This is a genomic window from Pseudomonas sp. AE27 (genome assembly GCF_037113495.1).
Lineage (GTDB): Bacteria > Pseudomonadota > Gammaproteobacteria > Pseudomonadales > Pseudomonadaceae > Aquipseudomonas > Aquipseudomonas palmensis.
In genome coordinates this window covers 3,565,844-3,592,183 of sequence record NZ_CP146966.1, presented here as the reverse complement: position 1 = coordinate 3,592,183, position 26,340 = coordinate 3,565,844, and the positions used below count along the sequence as shown (strand labels likewise).

The window sequence follows — 26,340 nt, the reverse complement described above, 5'->3', positions numbered from 1 at the left end:
AGAAAGGTTTCCCTTGATGAATGCGATCAATCGCCTCGCCGCCGTTGTTTCCCTTGCTTCCCTGTTGCCATTGAGCGCCCTGGCTGCCGAGCCCGGCACGGTCGAGGTGACCCACTGGTGGACGTCCGGTGGCGAGAAGGCGGCCGTGGACACGCTGCGCAAGCAGATCGAACAGGACGGTTTTGTGTGGAAGGACAACGCCGTGGCCGGGGGCGGCGGCGCGGCCGCCATGACCGTGCTCAAGAGCCGCGCGGTGGCCGGCAACCCGCCAGCCGCTGCCCAGGTCAAGGGCCCGGACATCCAGGACTGGGGCGCGCTGGGCCTGCTGACCAACCTGGACGATGTGGCCAAGGCCAACGACTGGGACGCGCTGCTGCCCAGAAAGGTTGCCGACATCATGAAATACGACGGTCATTACGTGGCCGTGCCGGTGAACATCCACCGGGTCAACTGGCTGTGGATCAATCCGCAGGTGTTCGCCAAGGCCGGGGCCAAGGTGCCGACCACCCTGGACCAACTGTTCGCCGCCGCCGACAAGCTCAAGGCTGCCGGCTTCGTGCCCCTGGCCCACGGCGGCCAGCCGTGGCAGGACAGCACCGTGTTCGAGGACGTGGTGCTGAGCATTCTCGGGCCCAAGGGCTACCACGCAGCCTTTGTCGAGCTCGATGAAAAGACCCTGACCGGTGCGCAGATGATCGAGGCGTTCAGCACCTTGCAGCGCCTGGGCACCTACATGGACCCCAACCGTGCCGGGCGTGACTGGAACGTTGCGGCCGCCGAGGTCATCAACGGCAAGGCCGGCATGCAGATCATGGGCGACTGGGCCAAGAGCGAATGGACCGCTGCGGGCAAGATCGCCGGCAAGGACTACGAGTGCGTAGCGTTTCCCGGTACCCAGGGCAGCTTTGCCTACAACATCGACTCGCTGGTGATGTTCAGGCTCAAGGACGAGAACGACATCAAGGCCCAGAACGACCTGGCCAAGGTGGCGCTGGAGCCGGCGTTCCAGACCGTGTTCAACCAGAACAAGGGGTCGCTGCCGGTACGCCAGGACATGGACATGGGCCCGTTCGATGCCTGCACGCAAAAGTCCGCCGCGGACTTCAAAGCGGCCGAGCAGGGCGATGGCCTGCAACCGAGCATGGCGCACAACATGGCCACCAGCCTGGCGGTGCAGGGCGCCATCTTCGATGTGGTGACCAACTTCCTCAACGACCCGAAGGCCGACCCGGCCAAGGCGGTCAAGCAGCTGGATTCGGCGATCAAGTCGGCTAAATGATGGTGTAGGCGCGGGCCTCTTCGCCGGCAAGGCCGGCTCCTACAGGAGCCGCGCCGCTGCCTGTGTAGGAGCCGGCCTTGCCGGCGAAGCGGTGCGCAGCACCGCACCTCCAAGCGAGAACCTTCCGATGAGCACTATCGCCGTCCTCAACAAGGCCTCACCCCTCGATGCATTGCAACGCTGGCTGCCCCGACTGGTACTGGCGCCGAGCATGCTGATCGTGTTGGTGGGCTTCTACGGCTACATCCTGTGGACCTTCGTCCTGTCGTTCACCAATTCAAGCTTCATGCCCAGCTACAAGTGGGTGGGCCTGGCCCAGTACGCCCGCCTGATGGGCAACGACCGCTGGTGGGTCGCCAGCAAGAACCTGCTGCTGTTCGGCGGCATGTTCATCGGCATCAGCCTGGTGGTCGGCGTGCTGCTGGCGGTGCTGCTCGACCAGCGTATCCGCCGCGAAGGCTTTATCCGCACCGTCTACCTGTACCCCATGGCGCTGTCGATGATCGTCACCGGCACCGCCTGGAAATGGCTGCTCAACCCCGGTCTTGGCCTGGACAAGATGCTGCGCGACTGGGGCTGGGAAGGCTTTCGCCTGGACTGGCTGGTCGACCCCGATCGCGTGGTGTACTGCCTGGTGATTGCTGCCGTGTGGCAGGCCTCGGGGTTCGTCATGGCGCTGTTTCTGGCCGGGCTGCGCGGGGTCGACCCGTCGATCATCCGCGCCGCCCAGGTCGATGGCGCGAGCCTGCCGACCATCTACCTGCGCATCGTGCTGCCCAGCCTGCGCCCGGTGTTCTTCAGTGCATTGATGATCCTGGCGCACATCGCGATCAAGAGCTTCGACCTGGTGGCGGCAATGACCGCCGGTGGCCCGGGCTACGCTTCGGACCTGCCGGCGATGTTCATGTATTCGTTCACCTTCAGCCGCGGCCAGATGGGCATGGGCTCGGCCAGCGCGATCCTGATGCTGGGGGCGATCCTGGCGATCCTGGTGCCGTACCTGTATTCGGAACTCAGGAGCAAGCGCCATGAGTAATTCACTCGCTGCTCGTCGACCGAGCCTGAGCCGCCTGGCGATCTACGCCACCCTGATCGCGGCCTGTCTGGTGTACCTGGTGCCGCTGATCGTGATGCTGCTGACCAGCTTCAAGAGCCCCGACGACATCCGCACCGGCAACTTGCTGAGCTGGCCCGAGGTGATCACCGGCATCGGCTGGGTCAAGGCCTGGGACGCGGTGGGCGGGTATTTCTGGAACTCGGTGAAGATCACCGTGCCGGCGGTGCTGATCTCCACCCTGGTGGGGGCGCTCAACGGCTACGTGCTGTCGATGTGGCGCTTTCGCGGCTCGCAGCTGTTCTTCGGGCTGCTGTTGTTCGGCTGCTTCCTGCCGTTCCAGACGGTGCTGCTGCCGGCCTCGTTCACCCTCGGCAAGCTGGGCCTGGCCAGTACCACCACCGGCCTGGTGCTGGTGCACATCGTGTACGGCCTGGCCTTCACCACGCTGTTTTTCCGCAACTACTACACCAGCGTGCCCCAGGCCCTGGTGCAGGCGGCGCGGCTGGATGGCGCGGGGTTCTTCACCATCTTCGGGCGCATCCTGCTGCCCATGTCGATCCCGATCATCATGGTGTGCCTGATCTGGCAGTTCACCCAGATCTGGAACGACTTTCTGTTCGGCGTGGTGTTCGCCAGTGGCGACGCGCAACCGATCACCGTGGCCCTCAACAACCTGGTCAACACCAGCACCGGGGCCAAGGAATACAACGTCGACATGGCGGCGGCGATGATCGCCGGGTTACCGACCCTGTTGGTCTATGTGCTGGCTGGCAAGTATTTCCTGCGTGGGCTCACCGCCGGCGCGGTCAAGGGGTAGAACATGGCAACGCTTGAATTGCGCAACGTCAACAAGACCTACGGCAGCGGCCTGCCGGACACGCTGAAGAACATCGAGCTGAAGATCGGCTCGGGCGAGTTCCTGATCCTGGTGGGCCCCTCGGGCTGCGGCAAATCCACCCTCATGAACTGCATCGCGGGGCTGGAGCAGATCAGCGGCGGGGCGATTCTGGTGGACGACGCCGACATCAGTGGCATGAGCCCCAAGGATCGCGACATCGCCATGGTGTTTCAGTCGTATGCGCTGTACCCGACCATGAACGTGCGCGACAACATCGCCTTCGGCCTGAAGATTCGCAAGATGACCCCGGCGGCCATCGACGAGGAGGTGGCGCGGGTGGCCAAGCTGCTGCAGATCGAGCACCTGCTGGGGCGCAAGCCCGGCCAGCTGTCCGGTGGGCAGCAGCAGCGCGTGGCCATGGGCCGGGCGCTGGCGCGTCGGCCCAGGATCTACCTGTTCGACGAACCGCTGTCCAACCTCGACGCCAAGCTGCGGGTGGAGATGCGCACCGAGATCAAGCTGATGCACCAGCGCCTGAAGACCACCACGGTGTACGTGACCCACGACCAGATCGAGGCCATGACCCTGGGCGACAAGGTGGCGGTGATGAAGGACGGGCTGATCCAGCAGTTCGGCACCCCGCAGCAGATCTACAACGACCCGGCCAACCTGTTCGTGGCGAGTTTCATCGGCTCGCCGCCGATGAACTTCATACCCTTGCGCCTGCAACGCCAGGAGGGTCGCCTGCTGGCCCTGCTCGACAGCGGCCAGGGGCGCTGCGAACTGCCGCTGGGCATCGGCGAGGCGGGGCTGGAGGCGCGCGAGGTGATCCTGGGCATTCGCCCGGAGCAGATCAGCCTGGCGGGGGTCGAAGGCAATGGCCTGCCGAGCATTCGCGCCCAGGTGCAGGTCACCGAGCCGACCGGGCCGGACACCCTGGTGTTCGTGACCCTCAACCAGACCAAGGTGTGCTGCCGACTGGCACCGGAGTTCGCGCCGCAGGTCGGCGAAAGCCTGAGCTTGCAGTTCGATCCTGCGCGGGTGCTGCTGTTCGATGCAGAAACGGGCGAACGGCTGGGGCGCGGGCGTGCACCGCTCGATACGGTCGGCACCGACAACATTGCCCAATTCAGGGGCCGCTGAATTCGTTGTAAAGCATGGACACCATCGAAAACAATAAGACGAGGACACAGGGGATGGATCATTTCAAACGTGTTTTGCCGCGGGGCTGCATGACCCTGCTGGCGGCCTTCGGGGTCAGTTGCGGGGCGCACGCTGCCGGCGCCTTCGACCCGGAGTCGAAGTGGATGAGTGGCGACTGGGGCGGCACACGCACCGAGTTGCTGGACAAGGGCTACGATTTTTCGCTGGATTACGTGGGCGAGGTTGCCGGCAACCTGAAGGGTGGCTACAACAACGACAAGACGGCGCGCTACAGCGACCAGTTCGCCCTGGGCGTGAAGATGGACCTGGAGAAGATCCTGGGTTGGCACGACGCCGAGTTCAAGCTGGCGATCACCGAGCGCAGCGGGCGCAACCTGTCCAACGACCGCATCAGCGACCCTCGGGCCGGGCAGTTCAGCTCGGTGCAGGAGGTGTGGGGCCGCGGGCAGACCTGGCGCCTGACCCAGATGTGGGTCAAGCAGACCTACTTCGACGGCAAGCTCGACCTCAAGGCGGGGCGCTTCGGCCCGGGCGAGGAGTTCAACAGCTTCCCCTGCGATTTCCAGAACCTGGCTTTCTGCGGCTCGCAGGTGGGCAACTGGGTGGGCAGCATCTGGTACAACTGGCCGGTCAGCCAGTGGGCGTTGCGCGCCAAATACAACCTCACGCCGGAGTTCTTCGCCCAGGTCGGGGTGTTCGAGCAGAACCCTTCGAACCTTGAGACGGGCAATGGCTTCAAGCTCAGCGGCAGCGGCACCAAGGGCATGATCCTGCCGGTGGAGCTGGTGTGGGCCCCCAGGGTCAACGGCCTGCCCGGCGAGTACCGCCTGGGTTACTACTACAGCACTGCCAAGGCCGATGACATCTACGAGGACGTCAATGGCCAACCCCAGGGCCTGACTGGCGCAGACCCCAAGTCGCATTCGAGCAAGCATGGCTGGTGGGTGGTGGCGCAGCAGCAGGTTACTGCGCACAACGGCGATGCCAATCGCGGCCTGAGCCTGTTCGCCAACTTTACCGTGCACGACAAGGCCACCAACGTGGTCGACAACTACCAGCAGGTGGGCATGGTGTACAAGGGCGCCTTCGATTCGCGGCCCAAGGACGACATCGGCTTCGGCGTGGCGCGCATTCATGTCAACGATGACGTGAAGAAGCGTGCGCAGCAGTTCAATGGGGTCAGCGGTATCGATGACTACAACGACATGGGCTTCGTGCCGATCCAGCGTACCGAGTACAACGCCGAGCTGTACTACGGCGTGCACGTGACCAACTGGCTGACCGTGCGCCCCAACCTTCAGTACATCCGTCACCCGGGCGGGGTGAGCGAGGTGGACAATGCGGTCGTCGCCGGGCTGAAGATTCAGTCGTCGTTCTGAGGGGATATGTTGTAAATTTACGCCAATTCGGCGTTTCGCCGGCAAGGTCGACTTTTGTAGGAGCCGGCGTTGCCGGCGAACAGGCCCCCCTAACAACAAGAGTCCCGAAACATGTCCGAGCACCCGCTTCAACGCTTCTTCACCTCGCAGCGGCCGCGACCGACCTTCGAGTGGGAGCGTTACCAGCAGCGCGACGTGCTGATCATCGATCACCCCCAGTGTCAGGCGGTGTTCAGTCGCCAGGGCGCGCAACTGCTGCACTTCCAGCCCCGTGGCGAACGCCCTTGGCTGTGGTGCGCGGCGCAGTGGCCGCAGGTCGGCGCCATTCGTGGCGGTGTGCCGGTGTGCTGGCCCTGGTACGGCCGTCACCCCAGTGAAGACATGTGGCCGGCCCACGGCTGGGCGCGCCTGCTCGACTGGAAACTGATCGACAGCAGCGAAAGCGACGAGGGTGTGACCCTCACGTGGCGCCTGCAGCTGTGCGACTGGCAGGTCGACCTGGTGGCCACGCTGGGTCAGCGCATGCAGTTGCAACTGAGCACCGAGCACCAGGACAGCCTGCCGTGCCAGTTGAGTCATGCTCTGCTGGCCTACTGGCGTATTAGTGACGTTTCCGAGATAGCGCTATCTGGGCTCGAGAATGCGAGGGGGTACGATCATCTGAGGCGTCAGGCATGCCAGCAGAAGGGCGCCTTGAAAGTGCAGGGCGGCTGTCAGCGGGTGTTCCAGAATGCTGCGACCCTGCAGGTCAACGACCCGGCCTGGCAGCGTCAACTGTGCATCGATACCGGCGACAGCGACGACACCGTGGTGTGGCATCCGGGCAGCCGGCCGCTGATGGGCGTGAGCGGCAGCGAGACCCAGGGCTTCATCTGCGTCGAGGCCGCCAGTGGCAGCAGCGACAGCCTCAGCCTGGCGCCGGGGGAGCGGGCGCACCTGCAGTTGCAGGCGCATTCGCTCAATTGAGTTCGTCGTCGATCGGGTAGCGGCTGGCGTTGAGGCTTTCCTTGATCTTGCGCAGGTGCGGCTGGAAGTCCACGCCACGGCGCAGGGTCATGCCGGTGGCCAGCACGTCGAGCACGGTCAGCTGGATGATGCGCGAGGTCATCGGCATGTAGATGTCGGTGTCTTCGGGCAGCGGGATGTTCAGGCTCAGGCTGCTGGCCTTGGCCAGTGGCGAGTCGGCAGCGGTGAGGCCGAGCACCGAGGCGCCGTTTTCCCGCGCCAGGCGCGCCACTTCGACCAGTTCGCGGGTGCGCCCGGTGTAGGAGATGATCACGAACAGCTCGCCGGTATGGGCCACCGAGGCCAGCATGCGCTGCATCAGCACGTCGGCATGCGCCGACACGGCGAGGTTGAAGCGGAAGAACTTGTGTTGTGCGTCCAGTGCCACCGGGGCCGAGGCGCCCAGGCCGAAGAAGTGGATCTGGCGCGCCTGGATCAGCATGTCGACGGCGCGGCTGACCAGTTGCGGGTCGAGCTGCTGGCAGGCACTGTCGAGCGAGGCGATGGCGCTGCCGAAGATCTTCTGGGTATAGGATGCAGGGTCGTCGTCGGCTTCTACCGCACGGCTGACATAGGCGGCGCCGCTGGCCAGGCTCTGCGCCAGTTGCAGCTTGAGCTCGGGGTAGCCGCTGACGCCGAACGAACGGCAGAAGCGGTTGACGGTGGGTTCGCTGACCTTGGCTGCCTGGGCCAGCGCCGCGATGCTGAAGCGCGTGGCTTGCTGCGGGTTGGCCAGGATGACTTCGGCGACTTTGCGCTCAGCCTTGTTCAGCTCGTCGAGGCGGCCCTGGATCTGCTCCAGGAGGTTTCGCACGCGGTCCATGGGGGTATGTCCTTGGGTCGGGGAGGCCGCCGGCTGCCACGGGCAGACGGCTTTTTACGCGGTGGCCTATCGTACTGATGGCACGGTTGGCGCACCACTTGATTCTGTATACACGGCAATATGTTGTTAGTTTTACTACATTAGTCCTTGAAAACTGCGATCGAAACCGGTATTTCTACGTCAACTTGATAAAAGAACCAACATCATGGCTTCGATCACCGTTGAACCCTGCACCTTTGCCCTGTTCGGCGCCCTCGGCGACCTGGCGTTGCGCAAGCTGTTCCCGGCGCTGTACCAGCTCGATCGCGCGGGCCTGCTGAATGAGCAGACCCGCGTGCTGGCACTGGCCCGCGAAGCCGGCAGCCCCCAGGAGCACCTGGCGACGATCGAGGCGCACCTGCACAAGCACGTGGGCAGCGATATCGAGGCCCTGGCCCTGCAGCGCTTCATGGCGCGCCTGAGCTACCTGCATGTGGATTTTCTTCAGGCTCAGGACTACCCGGCGCTGCTCGAACAGGTACAACCCGACGCGCCACTGATCGCCTATTTCGCCACCGCCGCGGCGGTGTACGGCGGCATCTGCGAGAACCTCGACAAGGTCGGCCTGAGCGAGCGCACCCGCGTGGTGCTGGAAAAGCCCATCGGTCATGACCTGGAGTCGTCGCGCAGGGTCAATGACGCGGTGGCGCAGTACTTCCCCGAAAACCGCGTGTATCGCATCGACCATTACCTCGGCAAGGAGACGGTGCAGAACCTCATTGCCCTGCGCTTTGCCAACAGTCTGTTCGAAACCCAGTGGAACCAGAACTCCATCTCCCACGTGGAAATCACCGTGGCCGAGAAGGTCGGCATCGAGGGCCGCTGGGGCTACTTCGACAAGGCCGGGCAACTGCGCGACATGATCCAGAACCACCTGCTGCAGTTGCTGTGCCTGATCGCCATGGACCCGCCCAGCGACCTCTCGGCCGACAGCATTCGCGACGAGAAGGTCAAGGTGCTCAAGGCACTGGCACCGATCAGCGGCGAGGGCCTGAGCACCCAGGTGGTGCGTGGCCAGTACATAGCGGGCTACAGCGAGGGGCGGGCTGTGCCCGGCTACCTCGAGGAAGACAACTCCAATACCCAGAGCGACACCGAAACCTTCGTCGCGCTGCGGGCCGATATCCGCAACTGGCGCTGGGCCGGGGTGCCGTTCTACCTGCGCACCGGCAAGCGCATGCCGCAGAAACTGTCGCAGATCGTCATCCATTTCAAGGAGCCGCAGCACTACATCTTCGCGGCGGAACAACGTTTGCAGATCGGCAACAAGCTGATCATCCGCCTGCAGCCGGACGAAGGCATTTCGTTGCGGGTGATGACCAAGGAGCAAGGCCTGGACAAGGGCATGCAACTGCGCAGCGGCCCGTTGCAGCTGAATTTTTCCGATACCTGGCACAGCGCACGCATTCCGGATGCCTACGAGCGCCTGCTGCTGGAAGTGATGCGCGGCAACCAGAACCTGTTTGTACGCAAGGATGAAATCGAATATGCGTGGAAATGGTGCGACCAGTTGATCGCCGGCTGGAAACACGCCGGTGATGCGCCCAAGCCGTATGCGGCGGGCACCTGGGGGCCGATGAGCTCGATAGCACTGATTACCCGCGATGGGAGGGCATGGTATGGCGATATCTGAACTGCAACTGCCGGCGAGCGTGACGGCACATGAGTTTGCCGATGCGGCGCGCCTGGCCGAGGGCCTGGCTGTGGATGTGGCGCAGCGGTTGCGCACGGCGATGGACGAAAACGGCCAGGCCACCCTGGTGGTGTCGGGCGGGCGCAGCCCGGTGGCGTTCTTCCAGCGCCTGGCCAGGCAGCCGCTGGACTGGTCCAGGGTGGTGGTCAGCCTGGCGGACGAGCGCTGGGTGCCGGTGGAACATGCCGACAGCAATGCCGGCCTGGTGGCGCAGCACCTGTTGCAGGGCGAGGCGGCCAAGGCGCGGTTCGTCGGCCTGTACCGTCCCGCCGCGAGCCTCGAAGCCGCTGCCGAGCAGGCGGACCAGGCGCTTGCCCAGCTGCCGCCGATCGATGTGCTGGTGCTGGGCATGGGCGATGACGGTCACACCGCCTCGCTGTTTCCGGGCAGCCCCAACCTGGCCGAGGGCCTGCAGGCCCAGAGCCAGCGCCGGGTACTGCCGATGCTGGCGCCGAGCGTGCCGCATCAGCGCCTGACCCTGACCCGGCGTGTGCTGGCCGGTGCAGGTGCGACACTGTTGTCGGTGCAAGGGCCGGGCAAACTCGCTACCCTGCGCGCCGCGCTGGGCGGTGACGACCCGGCGCAGATGCCGATTCGCGCCTTTCTTCAAGACCCCCTGGAAATCTACTGGTGCCCATGAACCAAGGACACGCCGTTATGACAACCCTTGAACCTTCACAGCCGGGCATTTCCATGGCCGACAAGATTGCCCTGATCGACCGCATCTGCGGCCAGGCGCGCATTCTGCCGGTGATCACCATCGCCCGCGAGCAGGACATCCTGCCGCTGGCCGATGCGCTGGCGGCCGGGGGGCTGAAGACGCTCGAGGTGACGCTGCGTTCCGAACACGGCCTGACCGCCATCCGCCTGCTGCGCGAACAGCGCCCGGAGCTGTGCGTCGGAGCCGGTACGGTGCTCGACCGCAGCATGCTGGCGGCGGTGGAACAGGCCGGTGCGCAGTTCGTGGTCACGCCGGGGTGCACCCAGGACATCCTGGAGGCGGGGGTCGAGAGCCCGTTGCCACTGTTGCCGGGCATCAGCAGCGCCTCGGAGATCATGATGGGCTACGCGCTGGGCTATCGGCGCTTCAAGCTGTTCCCGGCCGAGATCAGCGGCGGGGCGGCGGCGATCAAGGCATTCGGCGGGCCGTTCGGCGAGGTGCGTTTCTGCCCCACCGGCGGGGTCAACCCGGGCAACGTCAAGCAGTACATGGCCCTGGCCAATGTGATGTGTGTGGGCGGAACCTGGATGCTCGACAGCAGCTGGATCAAGAACGGCGAGTGGGCACGCGTGCAGGCGTGCAGTGCCCAGGCGCTGGCGTTGCTGGACTAGAGAATTCGTTGTGTGCTGTACGGCTTTGAGGTGCGCTTGGTCGGCGCACCTTTTTTTTTGCCGGCGCCATTGACCGGCAAGGCCGCTGCCCATCCAGGAAGCACGTCCCGCTGCCGAGCCTGTCGCGGCCTCCCTAGTATCGAAAACTCATGGGTTTTCTGCAGGGAGTGCATACCTTGGACGACGAAATCGAACACGCTACAAATCCGCGACTCAGCGGCTACGCGGTCAAGACCGGGTCCTATTCGCTCGAGCGCCACCTGATCGGCGGCAAGCGCCTGGCACCCGGCTGCTGGGTCAACGGCAAGACCGTCTACGGCGATATCCGCATTGGCTCCAGTGCCTGGGCCACCTACACCCGACCGGTGTTCGCCTACCTGTCAGCGGTGGATACCCTGCGGCTCAACGGCCTGAGCAACCAGCGCCATGCCATCACCTTTGCCCAGGGCCACAGCAAGCAGTTCATCCGTGAAGTGGACGCGCCCTATTCGGTGTCGTCGGCCATCGAGCGGGTCAACATCTTGTCTAGCCTGCACACCGGCTTTGTCGACGACATCGCCTGGGGGGCGCCGAACGACAACCGCCTGACGCTGCTGTTGCCCGGCAGCGGGGTGTTCGCCATCTACCAGATGAACCTGGTGTATGCCCATTGCGCGACCTCGGCCGGACAGCTGAGCAAGGCGTTTCGCACCAGCAAGACGCTGGCCACGCAGGGGCGTACCGACCTGTACTTCCTGTCGGCCATCAGCACGGCCGTGTATGTGGCGGTGGCCGATGCCGCGGCCACCCCTCCGATTGCCTGGGATGCCCTGCAGCGCAAGGTGCTGACCGAAGGTTACGAGGTTGAATGCAATGCCGGCGCCTGGTCGTTCGATTTTTCCGCAAGCCAGAAGATTCACTACAAGTACTGAGGGAACGTCATGAGTGAAGACAACGTGTTTGGCGCCGACTCCCCCGCACAGCGCGGGAGCTACCACATCGACAAGTACCTCTTTGGCGGTGACAAGGTACGCCAGGCCTGCTGGATAAAGGATGCCACCGAGTTCGGCCAGATGTTCGACGGCAAGCGGTGGTGGGACATGTATTCGGTGCCGGTTGCCGCTTACGTGGAGCATGTCGGCACCGTCCAGGTGCCGAGCAACGGCGAGGATGAACGCACCTTCGAGGTCACCCATGGCTTTACCCGAAGCTTCAGCCGTACCACCGAAGTGTCTGGTGGCGTGCAGCTGGAATTCAAGGGCGTGGGAGTGAGTTCAGAGGTCCGGGTATCGTTCCAGGCTGCGCAAAGCTGGAACGACTCCACCACCCAGAAGCACACCCGCAAGCTGGTCGGCCCCGGGGTGTTCTATGCCTATCAGGTGCACATCCTGTATGCGCACTGTGTGATGGGCGCGTCGGAGATCGATTACTACTTCGAGCACAACAAGGTGCTGCCGATTCTCGATGCCAACGCGCAGGTGATGCGCGAAGACCTGATCTACCTGTCGTCGGTTGCCACCGACACGCTGGTCACGGTGCTGGAGGAGGCCTCGGTGGACCCGCTCGGCTGGGACGAACTGCAGAAAAAGGTGTTGTTCGAGCACTACAGTTCCCGGAAAAACGCGGGCTGCTGGCGCTTCGATTTCAGCGTGAACGAGCGCTACCCGCGCGGGTGATGCGCCGCGCTGGCCTGCGTCGGCAGGCCAGCGGGCATGCCATCAGAAGCTGTCCGAGGTCCTGAAGCCGCCGCCCCCGCTGCTGTCGGAGCTGGAGAAGCCGCCACTGCTGCTGGAGCTGCTGCTCGAACTGCTGGAACTGGAGCTGCTCCAGCTCGACCCCGAGCTGCTACTGCTGTACGAGCTGCGCTCGACGGCGACGCGCGGCACCAGTTCGCGGTGTTCGCGGATGGTCCCGACCAGATAGCCCAGGGTGACATCGCGGGTCATGTAGTCCGACAGCAGACGTTCGATGCCCAGCGTTGCCTTGTACTGATAGCCGTCGTCTCGGAAGAAGTCGGTGCGCAGCGCGCGCTCCAACTCCTTGGCCCGGTCATAGGACTGCTGGGCCAGGCCATGGGTCTGGCGCGCCTCGGCCAGTGCCCGTTCCACGCCGTCGACCTGCGGGTACAGCCGCTGCAGCTGCAAGGCGATCTGGTCGTCTGCGGTATCGGGGGTCTTCTTCACCTGCTCGAGCAGTTGCTCGATGCTCTTGGCCTGCAACTGGTCGGTGAGCCACTGGCGGGCCCGCAGGTAGTGCGGGTCCTGGTTGTGGGTGAATGCGGTCAGTTGCGCGTGAATGTCGTTGGCCTGCTGCTTGCTGGCCACGGTCTGCTTGTACAACGCCTTGTGCGCTTCGCGCAGCGGCTCCATGCCTGCCTGCTGCTGGGCGTCGGCCAGTTGCTGGCCGGTGCTTTGCTCCAGCGCGGCAATGTGCGCGTCGCGTTCGAGCTGCAGTGCCTCGTTGCGCTGCTGCATGTTGAGCAGGTTCAGCTCGTTGCTGCGGTTGCCGCTGTAGTCGACCTGCCTGGCCAGCCAGCCATCGAGCCAGCGGCTGATGCGGCCCAACCGATACTGTTCGGTGCCGAAATCGCGATCACGCAGGAAGTGGTAGATCGGGTTGCGGCCGAACATCGGCAGCTTGTCGGCACACTCCTGGCGAATGTCGGCATACCCGGTGACGGTTTCGAGGTTGGCGGCGATGGCCTGTTCCAGCTGGTGCATCTGCGCCGTGTAGGTCGGGTCCTGGGCCAGTTGGTCGCGGGCCTGGCGGTCGAGGTCGTCGAGGCGCTCCTGTACCTGCGCGGTCTCCTCCAGCGACTGGGCGATCTGCTGCTCGACCTCCAGCAGTTGCTGGCGCAACTGCCCCTGGGCCAGCTGGCGTTCGTGCAGGGCCTGAACCACCTCGTCCTGCAGCGACGGGGCGTGCTCCAGCTGCAGGGTCGCGATGCTGCGCAGGCGGGTCAGGATGTCCTGTTCGAGCGCCATCTGGCGCTCGGTGGCACTGGCCAGTTGTTGTTCTGCGTCGCGCAGCACGTGCTCGAAACTGCGTGCATTGTCGGCGACGATACCGATGAGCTTGCTGGGTCTCATGTCATCACCAGTCCAGGATCATGTCGGGTTTGGCGACACGTTGGTTGAATTTCAGGCTCAGCATGTTGGCAGGCTTGCTGCCCATGGCGAGGTCGTCGATGTGGCCGTCGCTGAGTTTGTCTTCCTTGACCTTGAGGTACTCGGCCTGGCTGACCCGCACACCAAAGTAGGACGCCCAGCGCGATTCGCCGGTTTCCGAACTGGTGACCGGCACGCTGATCGGGTTGCCGGCGGCGTCCACGGCCTCGACCACCAGGTACCAGCTCTTGCCCTGCAGGGAGTCACCGCCCTGGTTGCACAGCGCCTGGTCATAGCAGCGCTCGACCCCCGACTTGACGCCGTAGCGGTCCACCACCCGCAGCTCCAGTGCCTGACGGGCGAACACCAGCAGGCTGTCAAGCGTCGACAGGTGGTCGCTGGCCTGGCGTGCCTGCAGGGCGTCGATGGCCTTGTCGACCTGGGCGGCCTGGGCACGCACCACCCGCAGGTCGTTCGGCGGCAGGCGCAGGGCGGGCAACTGCTGCTCGATTTCGTCCAGGCGCCGGATCAGCGGCTGGACCTGCTGAATGCGATCGAGCTGGCTTTCGAGCTCACCGACTTCACGGTCGACCACCTCGATGCCCTGGGTGTCGGCGTTGCCGATGGCCTGGTCGGCCACCCGGGCCTGCTGCGCCATCACCCCGAAACGCTTGGCGCCTGCGGTGAACGCCGGGTTGTGCAGTACGGCCTGCAGGCGGTTGCGGGCATCGATAATGGCCTGGACGTCGTTCAGGCCCTTGTCGGCCTGCCTCAGTTGCGCGCGCGCCGACTGGGTGTTGCGTTCGTAGGTATCGAGGTCCTGCTGCACGCTGTCGCGGTTGTCGCTGTCGATCAGTTGCGGCCACGGTCGGTGCGTCAGCAGTGTCTGAACCTGCGTCAGCCGCTCGGCAAGCGGCCCCAGCAGGCGCGTGACCGCGGGCTCGGGCTGTTGCGCGACGGCTTGCTGCAGCGCATCGAAGCGCGACTGGTGCTGCGCAAGGTCGGCGCTCAGATCGCTGCTGCGATACTCGGCCGTACGGACGTTGTCCTGCACCTTGGAGGTCTTGGCGGTGTCGTTCACCACACGAGTGCACTGTACGGCCAGCAGCGCGACGACGATCAGTTGCAGGATGCGCATGAGCTTCCTGCGGTTGAGCAGCAGGCGCGTGGTCAGGCGCTGCAGCGCGGTCTGTTCGGGCGCCTCGAAGGCCAGGCGCCGGGCGAAGAACGCCCGCACACCCTGTTCGATCAGCGCATCGTCATAGGCGATGCCCTGGGCCTGGTAGTAGGTGCGGATACGCTCGGCGACTTCAGCGCGGCGCTGCGGCAGGTTCAGGTGCTCCTGCACCTGCATCTGCTGATGGCGCAGCTGGTCGACCACCGCCATCGCGCCCAGCTGTTCGGACAGAGGAACACTGCTCATCAGGCGGCCTTGGTCAGCAGGGCGGCGAACTTGCGCTTGGCCTCTTCGACGGCTTCGGCGATATCCCGGGCGGCGTTGCTCGACTCTGCGCGGTAGGTGTCGGCCATCTGCTTCATGTCGGTCTGGAACGACAGCGTGGCGTCAGCCAGGGCGCGCACCGAGTCGACCTTGATGGTCGAGCCGTAGCTGGCCTTGACCGCGGCTTCGAGCTGCTGGTTGCCGGTGCTGCCCAGCGACTCCAGGCCCTGGCTGATGCCGTCGGTGGTGGCATTGAGGGTGTGGGTGGCTTCGGCCAGGCCGCTGTTGGCGGTGAACGACACGGCAAGCCCGGTGAGTACCACTTCGTTGGTGGAAAAGAACGACACCATGCGCTGGTATTGACGCTCCTTGATCACGTGCACCTGATTGATGCGTGCAAAGACCATTTCGGCGGTGTTGTAGCCGACCTTCAGGTCATCGGCGATGTCCTTGATGATCTGGTAGCGCTTGTCTTCGTCCTGCAGGGCGCGCACGGCTTCATCGCGGCCCAGTTCCAGCGCGGCGCGTGCGGCGGGCTCGGCGCTTTCGGCGTCGGCGACCCGGGCGTTGGCCTCGTTCAGGGCCAGGGTGCGCTGCTGCAGGGCCTCGCCAGCGATGGCCAGCACCTGCTGGGCTTCCACCTCGGCGGCTTTCATGGCCATGCGAAAGTCCATGTACGACTCCAGGATCACGCTCTCGCGGGCGATCTGGTCGTTGGCCGACTTGCACACCTTCAGGTAATTTTCGCGGATATCGGCAAAGCGGCTGGGGATGGAGCCGCGACGTACGTTCATCCAGGTCAGCTTGATCTTCTCCATCGCGTCCAGGCGCCCGTCATCCATCCAGCCGGCCATGGCGGCGGCGTCCTCGCGGATGGAGGTGAAGCTCTGCGTGATGTCCATGAAGCGCGTGGAGATATCCATGCCTTCGATCTGCTCGCGCACCATGCTGTTGAAGCTGGTGGCCTGCTGCAGCACGGTGGCGATGGAGGTGACCTTGGTGGTGTCGTAGTGGGCCACGCGGTCCAGCAGTACCAGAACCGGGGCATCCTGAACGGGCTGGATGAAGTTGATGCCGATGGTGCGCAGGCTGGTGAGTGCCCGTTCCAGGTAGTGGCTCATTGAGTGTCCTTACAGGTGTGGCAAAAATAATGAGGCCGGCAGTATACCGAGCACGCCAGCGCCCCGCAGGCTTTCGCACAACCAAAAAAAATGCCCGCCTCCGTATCAGAGGCGGGCATTGCATGCAGCAGCGGGTCAGTTGGCGTTTACGCCGCCTTAGCAGCCTGCTGGCTCAGCGAGCGGTTCAGTGCGCTGAACAGCGCCTTGAAGCTGGCGGTGGTGATGTTTTCATCGATACCCACGCCGTGCACCGGACGACCGCCAGCCACGCGCAGTTCGATGTAGGCCGCCGCCTTGGCGTGGGTGCCGGCACCGATGGCGTGCTCGTTGTAGTCCATGATTTCCACGGCTACCGGCAGGCCGGCCACCAGGGCCTCGAGGGCGCCGTTGCCCTTGCCGCGCCAGTGCAGGGTGGTTTCGCCTTCACCGGCCACTTCCACTTCCACGGCGCTGTGGCCGTTCTCTTCCTGCAGGCGATGGCTGACCAGCGCATACGGGGCGTTGGCTTGCAGATACTCGCTCTGCAACAGCTTGTAGATCTGCTGGGCGGTCATTTCCAGGCCCAGGCGGTCGGTCTCGCCCTGTACCACCTGGCTGAACTCGATCTGCATGCGACGCGGCAGGCTGATGCCGTATTCCTGTTCGAGCAGGTAGGTGATGCCACCCTTGCCCGACTGGCTGTTGACGCGGATCACCGCCTCGTAGCTGCGGCCGATGTCGGCCGGGTCGATCGGCAGGTACGGTACTTCCCACAGGGTGTCTTCTTTCTGCTGGGTGAAGCCCTTGCGGATCGCATCCTGGTGCGAGCCGGAGAACGCGGTGTGCACCAGGTCGCCCACATACGGGTGACGCGGGTGCACCGGGATCTGGTTGCACTCTTCGACCACCTTGCGCACGCCGTCGATGTCGGAAAAGTCCAGCTCCGGGTCCACGCCCTGGGTGTAGAGGTTCAGGGCCAGGGTCACCAGGTCGACGTTGCCGGTACGCTCGCCGTTGCCGAACAGGCAGCCTTCGACACGGTCGGCGCCGGCCATCAGGCCCAGCTCGGTGGCAGCCACGCCGGTGCCACGGTCGTTGTGGGTGTGCAGGCTGATGATCACGCTGTCACGGCGCGACACGTTGCGCCCGAACCACTCGATCTGGTCGGCATAGATGTTCGGGGTGGAAACTTCCACGGTGGCTGGCAGGTTGAGGATCACCTTGTGTTCGGGGGTCGGGTTCCACACCTCGATCACCGCGTCGCAGACTTCCTTGGCGAACTCCAGTTCGGTAGCGCTGAAGGTCTCTGGCGAGTACTGGAACGTCCAGTGGGTTTCCGGCTGCTGGGCGGCGTACTTGACGAACAGCTTGGCCGCGTTCACCGCGATGTCCTTGACGCCCTGCTTGTCCTGGTTGAAGACAATGCGGCGGAATGCCGGGCAGGTGGCGTTGTACAGGTGCACGATGGCCTTCTTGGCCCCGCGCAGCGATTCGAAGGTACGTGCGATCAGGTCTTCACGGGCCTGGGTCAGCACCTGGATGGTGGTGTCGTCCGGGATGTGGCCGTCTTCGATCAGGGTGCGCACGAAGTCGAAGTCGGTTTGCGAGGCCGATGGGAAGGAGGCCTCGATTTCTTTCACGCCCACGCTGACCAGGGTCTTCCAGAAGCGCAGCTTCTTGACCGCATCCATCGGCTCGATCAGCGACTGGTTGCCGTCGCGAAGGTCCGAGCTGCACCAGATCGGCGCGGCCGTGATGGTCTTCGAGGGCCAGGTGCGGTCAGGCAGGTTTACCTGAGCGAAGGCACGGTATTTTTTCGAAGGGTCTTTGAGCATGGTCATGAAAGCAATCCTTATTGTGCGGCCTTGAAAGGGGCCCGCCGAACGTACAAGTGATGAATGGGCGAGGCGACGCGATTCAGCTTGGTAGTCGGGCACTGACCAGGCAAAGGCTGCGATGTTGGCGAAGCAGGATGAGGGTGTGCGTGGTTTTCATGGGTCAACCCTAACCAGTGGGGTGAACGATGGCAAGCACTGCAAAAAAATTGAGAGGAATGCTTAAAAACTGAAGATTGTCGTGATTTTATAGCGCAGACCAATCAAAAAGACCGCGCCAGTTGCGCGGTCTTTTTGATTGGCGCAAGACGCTGATCAGGGCTGGAAGGCCCCGATGAAGATCGCCGGATCGACCCGTGCGTCGTTCAGGCTGACGTTCCAGTGCATGTGCGGCCCGGTGGCGCGGCCAGTGGAGCCCACACGTCCGACGATGGCGCCACGGCTCAGTTGCTGGCCGGGTTTCACGTCGATCTTCGACATATGGCAGAACATGCTGATGAAGCCCTGGCCGTGGTCGACGAACACGGTGTTGCCGTTGAAGAAGTAGTTGCCGATCAGGATCACCTTGCCGTTGGCCGGGGTCTTGATCGGGGTGCCGGCGGGCACGGCGAAGTCCAGGCCGGCATGCGGGTTGCGTTCCTCGCCGTTGAAGAAGCGACGCACGCCGAACTTGCTCGACAGCGGGCCGTTGACCGGCTTGTCGAGGAGCAGGTTGCTCGGCAGGTTGGGGCTGAAGCTGCGGTAGGCCTTGATCTGCTCGGCCAGCTCGGCGTCGATGCGCTTGAGGTCGGCCGGGTTGGGGTTGACCTGGCGCTGGTTCTTCAGGGTGATGCGCTGCTCGGGGTACTTCTTGCTGGCGACCGTGAAGCTCAGGGTGCGCTCGCCCTGGGTCAGGCTGGCGGTGCCGGGCTTCTGGGTCAGCGGCAGGCCGACAATGGCCAGCCAGGTGTCCTGCTCGCGTACCACCAGCACCGGCTTGCCGTCGAAGCGCGCCTGAGGGGCCTGGGCGGCGGGGCCGAGGTCGACCACCGCGACGCCGCCGGGCACCGGCTTGTTCAACTGGCGGGTGATGTAGCTGGCCTGGGCGCTGCCGGCGAAGGCCAGGCAGAGGACGAGCAGCGGGGCAAACAGTCGGGGCATGAGTCAGTCCAGTAGAGAGAGCGTGACCGGAGTCAGGTGGTTGTCTTCGACCCGCACCTGCAGCTCGCCTTCGCCCAGGCGGGCGGTCAGGCGCTGGCCGTTGCGGGTCTGCGCGGCGCTGCGGATGGCCTGGCCGCGCTCGTCGAGCAGAATGCTGTAGCCACGGCTGAGGGTGGCCAGCGGGCTGACCACCTGCAGTGTCTGCACCTGCACCTGCAGGTGCTGGCGGCGAGTGGCGAGGGTCTGGCGCATGGCTCGCGGCAGGCGCTCGGCGAGGTTGTCCAGGCGTTGCTTGAGCAGCGCCAGGGCACGCCCGGGGTGCTGCGCGGCCAAGCGGGTATCCAGGCGTGCCAGGCGTTCGCGGCGCTGGTTCAGGCGCTGCTCGAAGGCGCGGCGCAAGCGCATGTCCAGGTCGTCGAGGCGCTGGGCCTGCTGGCGCAGGCGTTCGCCGGGGTGGCGCAGACGCCGCGCCAGGCTATCCAGGCGCAGCCGGTCATGGGCCAGGCGGTTCTGGATGCGCAGCAGCAGGCGGCGTTGCAGGCTTTCCAGGCGTCGGCCCAGGTCGCTGCTGTCGGGGGCCAGCAGTTCGGCGGCGGCCGAAGGGGTGGGGGCGCGCACGTCAGCGACGAAGTCGCTGATCGACACGTCGGTTTCATGCCCCACGGCGCTGACGATGGGCGTGACGCAGGCGGCGATGGCACGGGCCACGGCTTCTTCGTTGAAGCACCAGAGGTCTTCCAGCGAGCCGCCGCCACGGGCCAGGATCAGCGCGTCGAAGCCTTGCGCATCGGCGCGTTGCAGGGCCCGCACGATCTGGTTGATGGCTTCGCGGCCCTGCACGGCGGTGGGTATCAGGGTCAGCTCCACCTGCGGGGCGCGACGGCGGAACACGCTGATGATGTCGCGGATCACCGCGCCGGTGGGCGAGCTGACGATGCCGATACGCTGCGGGTGGGCGGGCAGGGCGCGCTTGCGTTCACTGCTGAACAGGCCCTCGTTGCCGAGCTTTTCCTTGAGCGCGTCGAAGGCCAGGCGCAGGGCGCCGTCACCGGCCGGTTCGACGGTGTCGAGGATCAGCTGATAGTCGCCGCGCCCCTCGAACAGCGAGACCTTGCCACGCACCTTGACCGCCAGGCCGTCGCGCAATGCCTGGCGCACGCGGGCGGCGTTGTTGCGAAACAGTGCACAGCGCACCTGGGCGCCGCTGTCCTTGAGGGTGAAGTAGACGTGGCCGGAGGCGGGCCGGGCGAGGTTGGAGATTTCGCCCTCGACCCAGATGTTGCTGAACACGTCCTCGAGCAGCACGCGGGCGCGGCCGTTGAGCTGGCTGACGGTAAGGACCTCGCGGTCCAGGCCGAGTCTTTCGAAAGGGTCTTTGATCATGCGGGGCATCATAAAGGGAATCGTGCGGTCTTTGCAGTCCCGGCAGGTGGCGGCGCTGCTTGCCGGCTCCTACAGGTCATGCGCGGTCTCTTGCAGGAGCCGGCGTTGCCGGCTCAGCCCTGCATGTGCTCCACAAACTGATGCACCAACGGCCCGGCATCACGTCGATAGGCCAGCGCCACCGTACTCACGCACCCCGCGTCGGCCAGCGGCACGAAGCGCAGCGTCGCTGGCGCAATATCGCGCATGCACCGTGGCAGCAAGGCCACCCCGAACCCGGCCTGGATCAACTGCAACTGCGTGGTCTTGCGCGACACCACCCGCGCAGCCCGAGGGAAGAACCCTTCACGCATGCACAGCTCGGCCGACAGGTAGCTCAAGCCACCGCGCTGGCGGTGCGGGATGGAAATGAACGCCTCGTCGCGTAACTGCGCCAGGTACACGCTGGGCTCATCGGCCAGCGGGTGGTCTGCGGCCACCGCCAGCAGCAGCGGTTCGTCGAACAGCGGCTGCACGCACAGCCCTTCGTGCTGGCGCAGCACCGGCAGGCGCAGCAGGCCGAACTCCAGGCGACCTTCGGCCAGTTCCTCCAGTTGCGCCTCGGAAGATAGCTGCGCGATGTCCATCGACACGCCGGGGTTGTGCTGCAGGTAGCCCGTGAGCCGATCCAGCAGCGCGCCGGTCAGCGGCACCGTACTCGAATGGCTCAGGCGCAGGCTGCCGCGCAGGCCCTGACCGATTTCGGTGGCCAGGCGGCAGGCCTTTTCCAGCTCGCCCAGCAGGTTGCGGGCCCGCGGCAGAAACGCCAGGCCCGCTGCGGTCAGGCGCGGCTGGCGGGCGGTGCGTTCGAACAGCGGGGTGGCCAGCTGACTCTCCAGCTCCTTTATCTGCCGGCTCAGCGCCGACTGCGCGACAAACAGGCGCTCGGCGGCAGCACTGAAACTGCCGGACTCGGCAATCTCGACGAAGTAGCGTAACTGTCGGGTGGAGATCATGAGGGATGCCTTTTCGAGATGGCTGATGGCGCAATTGCATATTAGTCGGCATGGCTGGCCAATGGCTAAAGTTCGTCTGAACGCTGCCTCACTCACGACTCAGGCATACACCATGCTCTCCACACTGCTCGACTCGCTCCCTTTCACTGCGCTCCAATGGTTGCCGATACTGCTTGGCATCGGCGTCGCCTACATCGTGTTCGGCATCGCCGGCTTCGGCACCGCGCTGGTCGCCGGGCCGGTCCTGATCAACTTCATGCCGCTGTCGCGCATCATCCCGTTGCTGGTGCTGCTGGACTTCGTCGCTGCCTTCGGCAACTGGCTGCCGGCGCGCAAGGCCGTGGTGCGCGGCGAACTGCTGCGCCTGCTGCCGTGCATGGCCATCGGCTGCACCCTGGGCGTGGTGTTCCTGCTCAACCTCAAGTCCGACCTGCTGCTGTTGCTGATGGGCCTGTTCATCAGCGCCTATGCGCTCTACAGCCTGGCGGTGAAGGTCAAGCCGGCGCGCCTGAATGCCGGCTGGTCGGTGCCGATGGGTATCACCGGCGGCCTGTTCGGTGCGCTGTTCGGCAGCGGCGGCTTCCTCTATGCCATCTACCTCAATGCCCGGCTCGACGCCAAGGAGCAGGTGCGCGCGACCCAGAGCGCGCTGATCAGTTGCAGCACCGTGGTGCGCCTGAGCCTGTTCCTGATTGCCGGGGTGTACGCCGACCTGCCGTTGCTGCTGCTTGCCCTGTGCCTGCTGCCGATGATGTTCGCCGGCCTGTGGGTGGGGCGCCGGCTGACCCTGAAGATGTCCCGCGAAACCTTCGTGCGGCTGGTCACCTGGCTGGTGCTGGCCAGCGGCATCGCGCTGATCGCGCGCTACCTGAGTGAGGTAAACTGGCACCTTTAACCTGTTCGGCCGCCTTCATGACATTCCAGAGCATCATCGTCCCCAAGATCTCCACCGTGCCGGTGCACGAGCCGCGCGCCCGCGCGATCCTGCGCTGGCTGGTACGCGAAAAGGTGATCGAGGAACAGCTCAGCACCTGCGGGCGCACCGGCAACCGCATGGGCTATGCCATCGCCGAGGGTGCGCGCAAGGTGGTCGAGCGGCCGCAGCTGCTACCGTACGGCCAGCCCGTCAATGGCCTGGAAGTCATCTACAAGCGCTGCATCTATACGCCCACTGAAGGCTTTCTCGAAGAAGCCGGCTGCGCCGAGTGCCGCCGGGAAGTGGGGGTGGAACTGTTCGCCAGCCTGGAAGAGTGGATGCCCGGCATCAGCGACAACTTCACCTGCCCGCGCTGCGGCCATGAAGACGACATCAACGGCTTCCTTTACCTGCAGCCCTGTGCCTTTTCCAACCTGGGGTTCATCTTCAACAACTGGGGCGAGGCCGGTTTCAAGCCGTCTTTCATCGATGCCTTTGCCGACTGGCTCGACCAGCCGGTGGCAGTGGTGCAGGTAAAGCTGCAAGACAACTGACCGAAGGCCCATCTTTACATTGAGTCACACGGCGCGCATGAGTATAATGGCGCGCTTCCATTTTCCCGCCCGGGAGCCCCCGCGATGCTGCGTATCAGCCAAGAAGCCCTGACCTTCGACGACATTCTCCTAGTACCCGGTTACTCCGAGGTGCTACCTAACGAAGTCAGTCTCAAGACCCGTTTGACCCGTGGCATCGAGCTGAACATTCCACTGGTTTCCGCCGCCATGGACACCGTGACCGAAGCCCGTCTGGCCATTGCCATGGCCCAGGAAGGCGGCATCGGCATCATCCACAAGAACATGACCATCGAGCAGCAGGCTGCCGAAGTGCGCAAGGTCAAGAAGTTCGAGGCCGGCGTGGTCAAGGACCCGATCACCATCGAGGCCGACGCCACCGTACGCGACCTGTTCGAACTGACCCGCCTGCACAACATCTCCGGCGTGCCGGTGCTGCACAACGGCGACCTGGTCGGCATCGTCACCTCCCGTGACGTGCGCTTCGAAAACCGCCTCGACGCCACCGTGCGTGAAGTGATGACGCCCAAAGAGCGTCTGGTGACGGTCAGCGAAGGCGCCGACAAGAACGAGGCCCGCGAGCTGCTGCACAAGCACCGCATCGAGCGCGTACTGATCGTCGACGACAAGTTCGCCCTCAAGGGCATGATGACCGTCAACGACATCGAGAAAGCCAAGGCCTACCCGCTGGCCAGCAAGGACGACCAGGGTCGCCTGCGCGTCGGTGCTGCAGTGGGTACCGGCAAGGACACCGGCGACCGCGTGACCGCACTGGTTGCTGCCGGCGTCGACGTGGTGGTGGTCGACACCGCCCACGGCCACTCCAAGGGCGTTATCGACCGCGTGCGCTGGGTCAAGCAGAACTTCCCCGACGTGCAGGTGATCGGCGGCAACATCGCCACCGGCGCAGCCGCCAAGGCCCTGGCCGAAGCCGGCGCCGACGCGGTCAAGGTCGGTATCGGCCCTGGCTCGATCTGCACCACCCGTATCGTCGCTGGCGTCGGCGTGCCGCAGATCAGCGCCATCGCCAATGTGGCTGCCGCGCTGGAAGGCACCGGCGTACCGCTGATCGCCGACGGTGGCATCCGCTTCTCCGGTGACCTGTCCAAGGCCATCGTCGCCGGCGCCAGCGCCGTGATGATGGGTTCGATGTTCGCCGGTACCGAAGAGGCCCCGGGCGAGATCGAGCTGTTCCAGGGTCGTTCCTACAAGGCCTACCGCGGCATGGGCTCGCTGGGTGCGATGTCCCAGGCCCAGGGTTCCTCGGACCGCTACTTCCAGGACTCCTCGGCCGGTGCCGAGAAGCTGGTACCGGAAGGTATCGAAGGTCGCGTGCCGTACAAGGGCACCCTGACCGCGATCATCCACCAGCTGATGGGCGGCCTGCGTTCCTCGATGGGTTACACCGGCAGCGCCAACATCGAAGAAATGCGTACCAAGCCCGAGTTCGTGCGCATCACCGGTGCCGGCATGGCCGAATCCCACGTGCATGACGTGCAGATCACCAAGGAAGCGCCAAACTACCGCGTAGGTTGATGCTCCTGGCAATACCTGTAAGCGGGGCTGTTCACGACAGCCCCGCGTCGTTTCCGATTACCACTGACGAGATTGAGTCATGGCCCTCGACATTCACGCTCACCGTATCCTGATCCTCGACTTCGGTTCCCAGTACACCCAGCTGATCGCCCGCCGCGTGCGCGAAATCGGCGTGTACTGCGAACTGCACCCGTTCGACATGGACGACGAGGCGATTCGCGAATTCGCTCCCCGCGGGATCATCCTCGCCGGCGGCCCCGAGTCGGTGCACGAAGCCGACAGCCCGCGCGCGCCACAGGCCGTATGGGACCTGGGCGTACCGGTATTCGGTATCTGCTACGGCATGCAGACCATGGCCGAGCAACTGGGCGGCAAGGTTGAAGGTTCCGAGCTGCGCGAGTTCGGCTACGCCCGTGTCGATGTGGTCGGCAAGAGCCGCCTGCTCGACGGCATCGAAGACCACGTCGACGCTGACGGCGTATTCGGCCTGGACGTGTGGATGAGCCACGGTGACAAGGTCACCCGCATCCCGGAAGACTTCCACATCCTGGCCAGCACCCCAAGCTGCCCGATCGCCGGCATGTTCAACGATGATCGCGGCTACTACGGCGTGCAGTTCCACCCGGAAGTGACCCACACCAAGCAGGGCGGTCGCATCCTGTCGCGCTTCATCCTCGACATCTGCGGCTGCGAAGCACTGTGGACCCCGTCGAAGATCGCCGAAGACGCAATCGCCCAGGTGCGCGCCCAGGTCGGCACCGACAACGTGCTGCTGGGCCTGTCCGGCGGCGTGGACTCCTCGGTGGTTGCGGCGCTGCTGCACAAGGCCATCGGTGACCAGCTGACCTGCGTGTTCGTCGACAACGGCCTGCTGCGCCTGCACGAAGGCGAGCAGGTGATGGCCATGTTCGCCGAGAACATGGGCGTCAAGGTGATCCGTGCCAACGCCGAGGACCAGTTCCTGAACAACCTGGCCGGCGAAGCGGACCCCGAGAAGAAGCGCAAGATCATTGGTCGCACTTTCATCGACGTGTTCGATGCCGAGTCGAACAAGCTGCACAACATCAAGTACCTGGCCCAGGGCACCATCTACCCCGACGTGATCGAGTCGGCCGGTGCCAAGAGCGGCAAGGCCCACGTGATCAAGTCGCACCACAACGTCGGTGGCCTGCCGGAGGAAATGAACCTCAAGCTGGTCGAGCCGCTGCGCGAACTGTTCAAGGACGAAGTCCGTCGTCTGGGCCTGGAGCTGGGCCTGCCGTACGACATGGTCTACCGTCACCCGTTCCCGGGTCCGGGCCTGGGTGTGCGCATCCTGGGTGAAGTGAAGAAGGAATACGCCGACCTGCTGCGTCGTGCCGACCACATCTTCATCGAAGAGCTGCGCAAGGCCGACTGGTACCACAAGGTCAGCCAGGCCTTCGTGGTATTCCAGCCGGTGAAATCGGTGGGCGTGGTCGGTGACGGCCGTCGTTACGCCTGGGTGGTGGCGCTGCGTGCGGTCGAGACCATCGACTTCATGACCGCGCGTTGGGCGCACCTGCCATACGAACTGCTGGAAACCGTCAGCGGCCGCATCATCAACGAGATCGAAGGCATCTCGCGCGTCACCTACGACGTATCGAGCAAGCCGCCTGCGACGATCGAGTGGGAATGATGCACGCCCTGAACTGACCGGCACCCGCCAGCCAGAAAGCCAAAAGCCCGCCTAATAGCGGGCTTTTGGC

23 protein-coding genes are annotated in these 26,340 nt (G+C 64.7%); 15 read left to right on the top strand and 8 right to left on the bottom strand.

All coding sequences use genetic code 11. The features are described 5' to 3' along the window. The first annotated feature begins 16 nt into the window (after positions 1 to 16). The 6 genes from V9K84_RS16590 (at position 17) to V9K84_RS16565 (ending at position 6,683) form a co-directional block, all read left to right on the top strand. On the top strand, positions 17 to 1,279 hold the full coding sequence (locus V9K84_RS16590) for an ABC transporter substrate-binding protein (protein ID WP_088514581.1): 1,263 nt from the start codon (positions 17 to 19) through the stop codon (positions 1,277 to 1,279). 127 nt (positions 1,280 to 1,406) lie between these two features. Then, positions 1,407 to 2,315 (top strand): sugar ABC transporter permease, encoded by a 909-nt coding sequence (locus V9K84_RS16585; RefSeq protein ID WP_088514580.1) that lies wholly within the window; start codon positions 1,407 to 1,409, stop codon positions 2,313 to 2,315. After that, positions 2,308 to 3,153 carry a carbohydrate ABC transporter permease gene (locus V9K84_RS16580; protein WP_088514579.1) on the top strand — a complete coding sequence of 282 codons (846 nt, stop codon included), beginning with the start codon at positions 2,308 to 2,310 and terminating at the stop codon, positions 3,151 to 3,153. Before V9K84_RS16585 ends, V9K84_RS16580 begins: the two co-directional genes overlap by 8 nt. A 3-nt stretch (positions 3,154 to 3,156) precedes the next feature. Further along, on the top strand, positions 3,157 to 4,317 hold the full coding sequence (locus V9K84_RS16575; protein WP_054915076.1) for an ABC transporter ATP-binding protein: 1,161 nt from the start codon (positions 3,157 to 3,159) through the stop codon (positions 4,315 to 4,317). A 53-nt stretch (positions 4,318 to 4,370) separates the two neighbouring features. Further along, positions 4,371 to 5,717: a carbohydrate porin gene (locus tag V9K84_RS16570; RefSeq protein WP_088514578.1), complete on the top strand. Its 1,347-nt coding sequence runs from the start codon at positions 4,371 to 4,373 to the stop codon at positions 5,715 to 5,717. Positions 5,718 to 5,828: 111 nt separating this feature from the next. Continuing rightward, the gene (locus V9K84_RS16565) at positions 5,829 to 6,683 is read left to right on the top strand and encodes a D-hexose-6-phosphate mutarotase (RefSeq protein ID WP_078479986.1); all 855 of its coding nucleotides are present in this window, start codon (positions 5,829 to 5,831) and stop codon (positions 6,681 to 6,683) included. Here the strand turns inward: V9K84_RS16565 and hexR are convergent. Continuing rightward, complete coding sequence (gene hexR, locus V9K84_RS16560; protein WP_173925072.1) at positions 6,676 to 7,536, bottom strand: DNA-binding transcriptional regulator HexR; 861 nt, start codon at positions 7,534 to 7,536, stop codon at positions 6,676 to 6,678. The genes V9K84_RS16565 and hexR overlap by 8 nt on opposite strands. Before the next feature lie 214 nt (positions 7,537 to 7,750). Between hexR and zwf the strand changes: the two genes are divergently transcribed. From zwf to V9K84_RS16535, 5 genes are all read left to right on the top strand, one after another. Next, positions 7,751 to 9,217, top strand: coding sequence for a glucose-6-phosphate dehydrogenase (gene zwf / locus V9K84_RS16555; RefSeq protein ID WP_043860395.1), 1,467 nt, complete (start codon positions 7,751 to 7,753; stop codon positions 9,215 to 9,217). After that, the gene (gene pgl / locus V9K84_RS16550; RefSeq protein WP_054915075.1) at positions 9,204 to 9,917 is read left to right on the top strand and encodes a 6-phosphogluconolactonase; all 714 of its coding nucleotides are present in this window, start codon (positions 9,204 to 9,206) and stop codon (positions 9,915 to 9,917) included. Before zwf ends, pgl begins: the two co-directional genes overlap by 14 nt. 17 nt (positions 9,918 to 9,934) lie before the next feature. After that, a complete protein-coding gene (locus V9K84_RS16545; RefSeq protein WP_043860397.1) occupies positions 9,935 to 10,609 on the top strand; it encodes a bifunctional 4-hydroxy-2-oxoglutarate aldolase/2-dehydro-3-deoxy-phosphogluconate aldolase in 675 nt (224 codons plus the stop codon). A gap of 176 nt (positions 10,610 to 10,785) precedes the next feature. Continuing rightward, on the top strand, positions 10,786 to 11,520 hold the full coding sequence (locus V9K84_RS16540) for a monalysin family beta-barrel pore-forming toxin (protein WP_157811420.1): 735 nt from the start codon (positions 10,786 to 10,788) through the stop codon (positions 11,518 to 11,520). A gap of 9 nt (positions 11,521 to 11,529) precedes the next feature. After that, positions 11,530 to 12,264: a monalysin family beta-barrel pore-forming toxin gene (locus V9K84_RS16535; RefSeq protein ID WP_043860399.1), complete on the top strand. Its 735-nt coding sequence runs from the start codon at positions 11,530 to 11,532 to the stop codon at positions 12,262 to 12,264. 42 nt (positions 12,265 to 12,306) lie between these two features. On the opposite strand, the gene V9K84_RS16530 is transcribed toward V9K84_RS16535, so the two are convergent. The 7 genes from V9K84_RS16530 to V9K84_RS16500 form a co-directional block, all read right to left on the bottom strand. Continuing rightward, positions 12,307 to 13,677: a hypothetical protein gene (locus tag V9K84_RS16530; RefSeq protein ID WP_088514577.1), complete on the bottom strand. Its 1,371-nt coding sequence runs from the start codon at positions 13,675 to 13,677 to the stop codon at positions 12,307 to 12,309. A 4-nt stretch (positions 13,678 to 13,681) separates the two neighbouring features. Then, on the bottom strand, positions 13,682 to 15,118 hold the full coding sequence (locus V9K84_RS16525) for a DUF6384 family protein (RefSeq protein ID WP_088514576.1): 1,437 nt from the start codon (positions 15,116 to 15,118) through the stop codon (positions 13,682 to 13,684). After that, the gene (locus tag V9K84_RS16520; RefSeq protein WP_043860401.1) at positions 15,118 to 16,257 is read right to left on the bottom strand and encodes a hypothetical protein; all 1,140 of its coding nucleotides are present in this window, start codon (positions 16,255 to 16,257) and stop codon (positions 15,118 to 15,120) included. Before V9K84_RS16520 ends, V9K84_RS16525 begins: the two co-directional genes overlap by 1 nt. 146 nt (positions 16,258 to 16,403) lie before the next feature. Next, a complete protein-coding gene (gene leuA, locus V9K84_RS16515) occupies positions 16,404 to 18,077 on the bottom strand; it encodes a 2-isopropylmalate synthase (RefSeq protein WP_043860402.1) in 1,674 nt (557 codons plus the stop codon). A 309-nt stretch (positions 18,078 to 18,386) separates the two neighbouring features. Further along, positions 18,387 to 19,211 carry a M23 family metallopeptidase gene (locus tag V9K84_RS16510; protein ID WP_088514575.1) on the bottom strand — a complete coding sequence of 275 codons (825 nt, stop codon included), beginning with the start codon at positions 19,209 to 19,211 and terminating at the stop codon, positions 18,387 to 18,389. A gap of 3 nt (positions 19,212 to 19,214) precedes the next feature. Next, positions 19,215 to 20,594, bottom strand: coding sequence for an exodeoxyribonuclease VII large subunit (xseA, locus tag V9K84_RS16505; protein ID WP_054915069.1), 1,380 nt, complete (start codon positions 20,592 to 20,594; stop codon positions 19,215 to 19,217). Between the two features lie 113 nt (positions 20,595 to 20,707). Next, positions 20,708 to 21,589, bottom strand: coding sequence for a LysR substrate-binding domain-containing protein (locus V9K84_RS16500; RefSeq protein WP_088514574.1), 882 nt, complete (start codon positions 21,587 to 21,589; stop codon positions 20,708 to 20,710). Between the two features lie 124 nt (positions 21,590 to 21,713). Here V9K84_RS16500 and V9K84_RS16495 point away from each other — a divergent pair, with 124 nt between their 5' ends. The 4 genes from V9K84_RS16495 (at position 21,714) to guaA (ending at position 26,270) form a co-directional block, all read left to right on the top strand. Continuing rightward, entirely contained in the window at positions 21,714 to 22,484 is a 771-nt protein-coding gene (locus V9K84_RS16495; RefSeq protein ID WP_043860657.1) for a sulfite exporter TauE/SafE family protein, read from the top strand. 17 nt (positions 22,485 to 22,501) lie between these two features. Continuing rightward, positions 22,502 to 23,059: a hypothetical protein gene (locus V9K84_RS16490; protein WP_054915068.1), complete on the top strand. Its 558-nt coding sequence runs from the start codon at positions 22,502 to 22,504 to the stop codon at positions 23,057 to 23,059. Between the two features lie 84 nt (positions 23,060 to 23,143). Beyond that, positions 23,144 to 24,613 (top strand): IMP dehydrogenase, encoded by a 1,470-nt coding sequence (gene guaB / locus V9K84_RS16485; RefSeq protein WP_043860652.1) that lies wholly within the window; start codon positions 23,144 to 23,146, stop codon positions 24,611 to 24,613. A 79-nt stretch (positions 24,614 to 24,692) separates the two neighbouring features. Continuing rightward, positions 24,693 to 26,270, top strand: coding sequence for a glutamine-hydrolyzing GMP synthase (guaA, locus tag V9K84_RS16480; protein ID WP_043860651.1), 1,578 nt, complete (start codon positions 24,693 to 24,695; stop codon positions 26,268 to 26,270). Positions 26,271 to 26,340 lie beyond the last annotated feature (70 nt).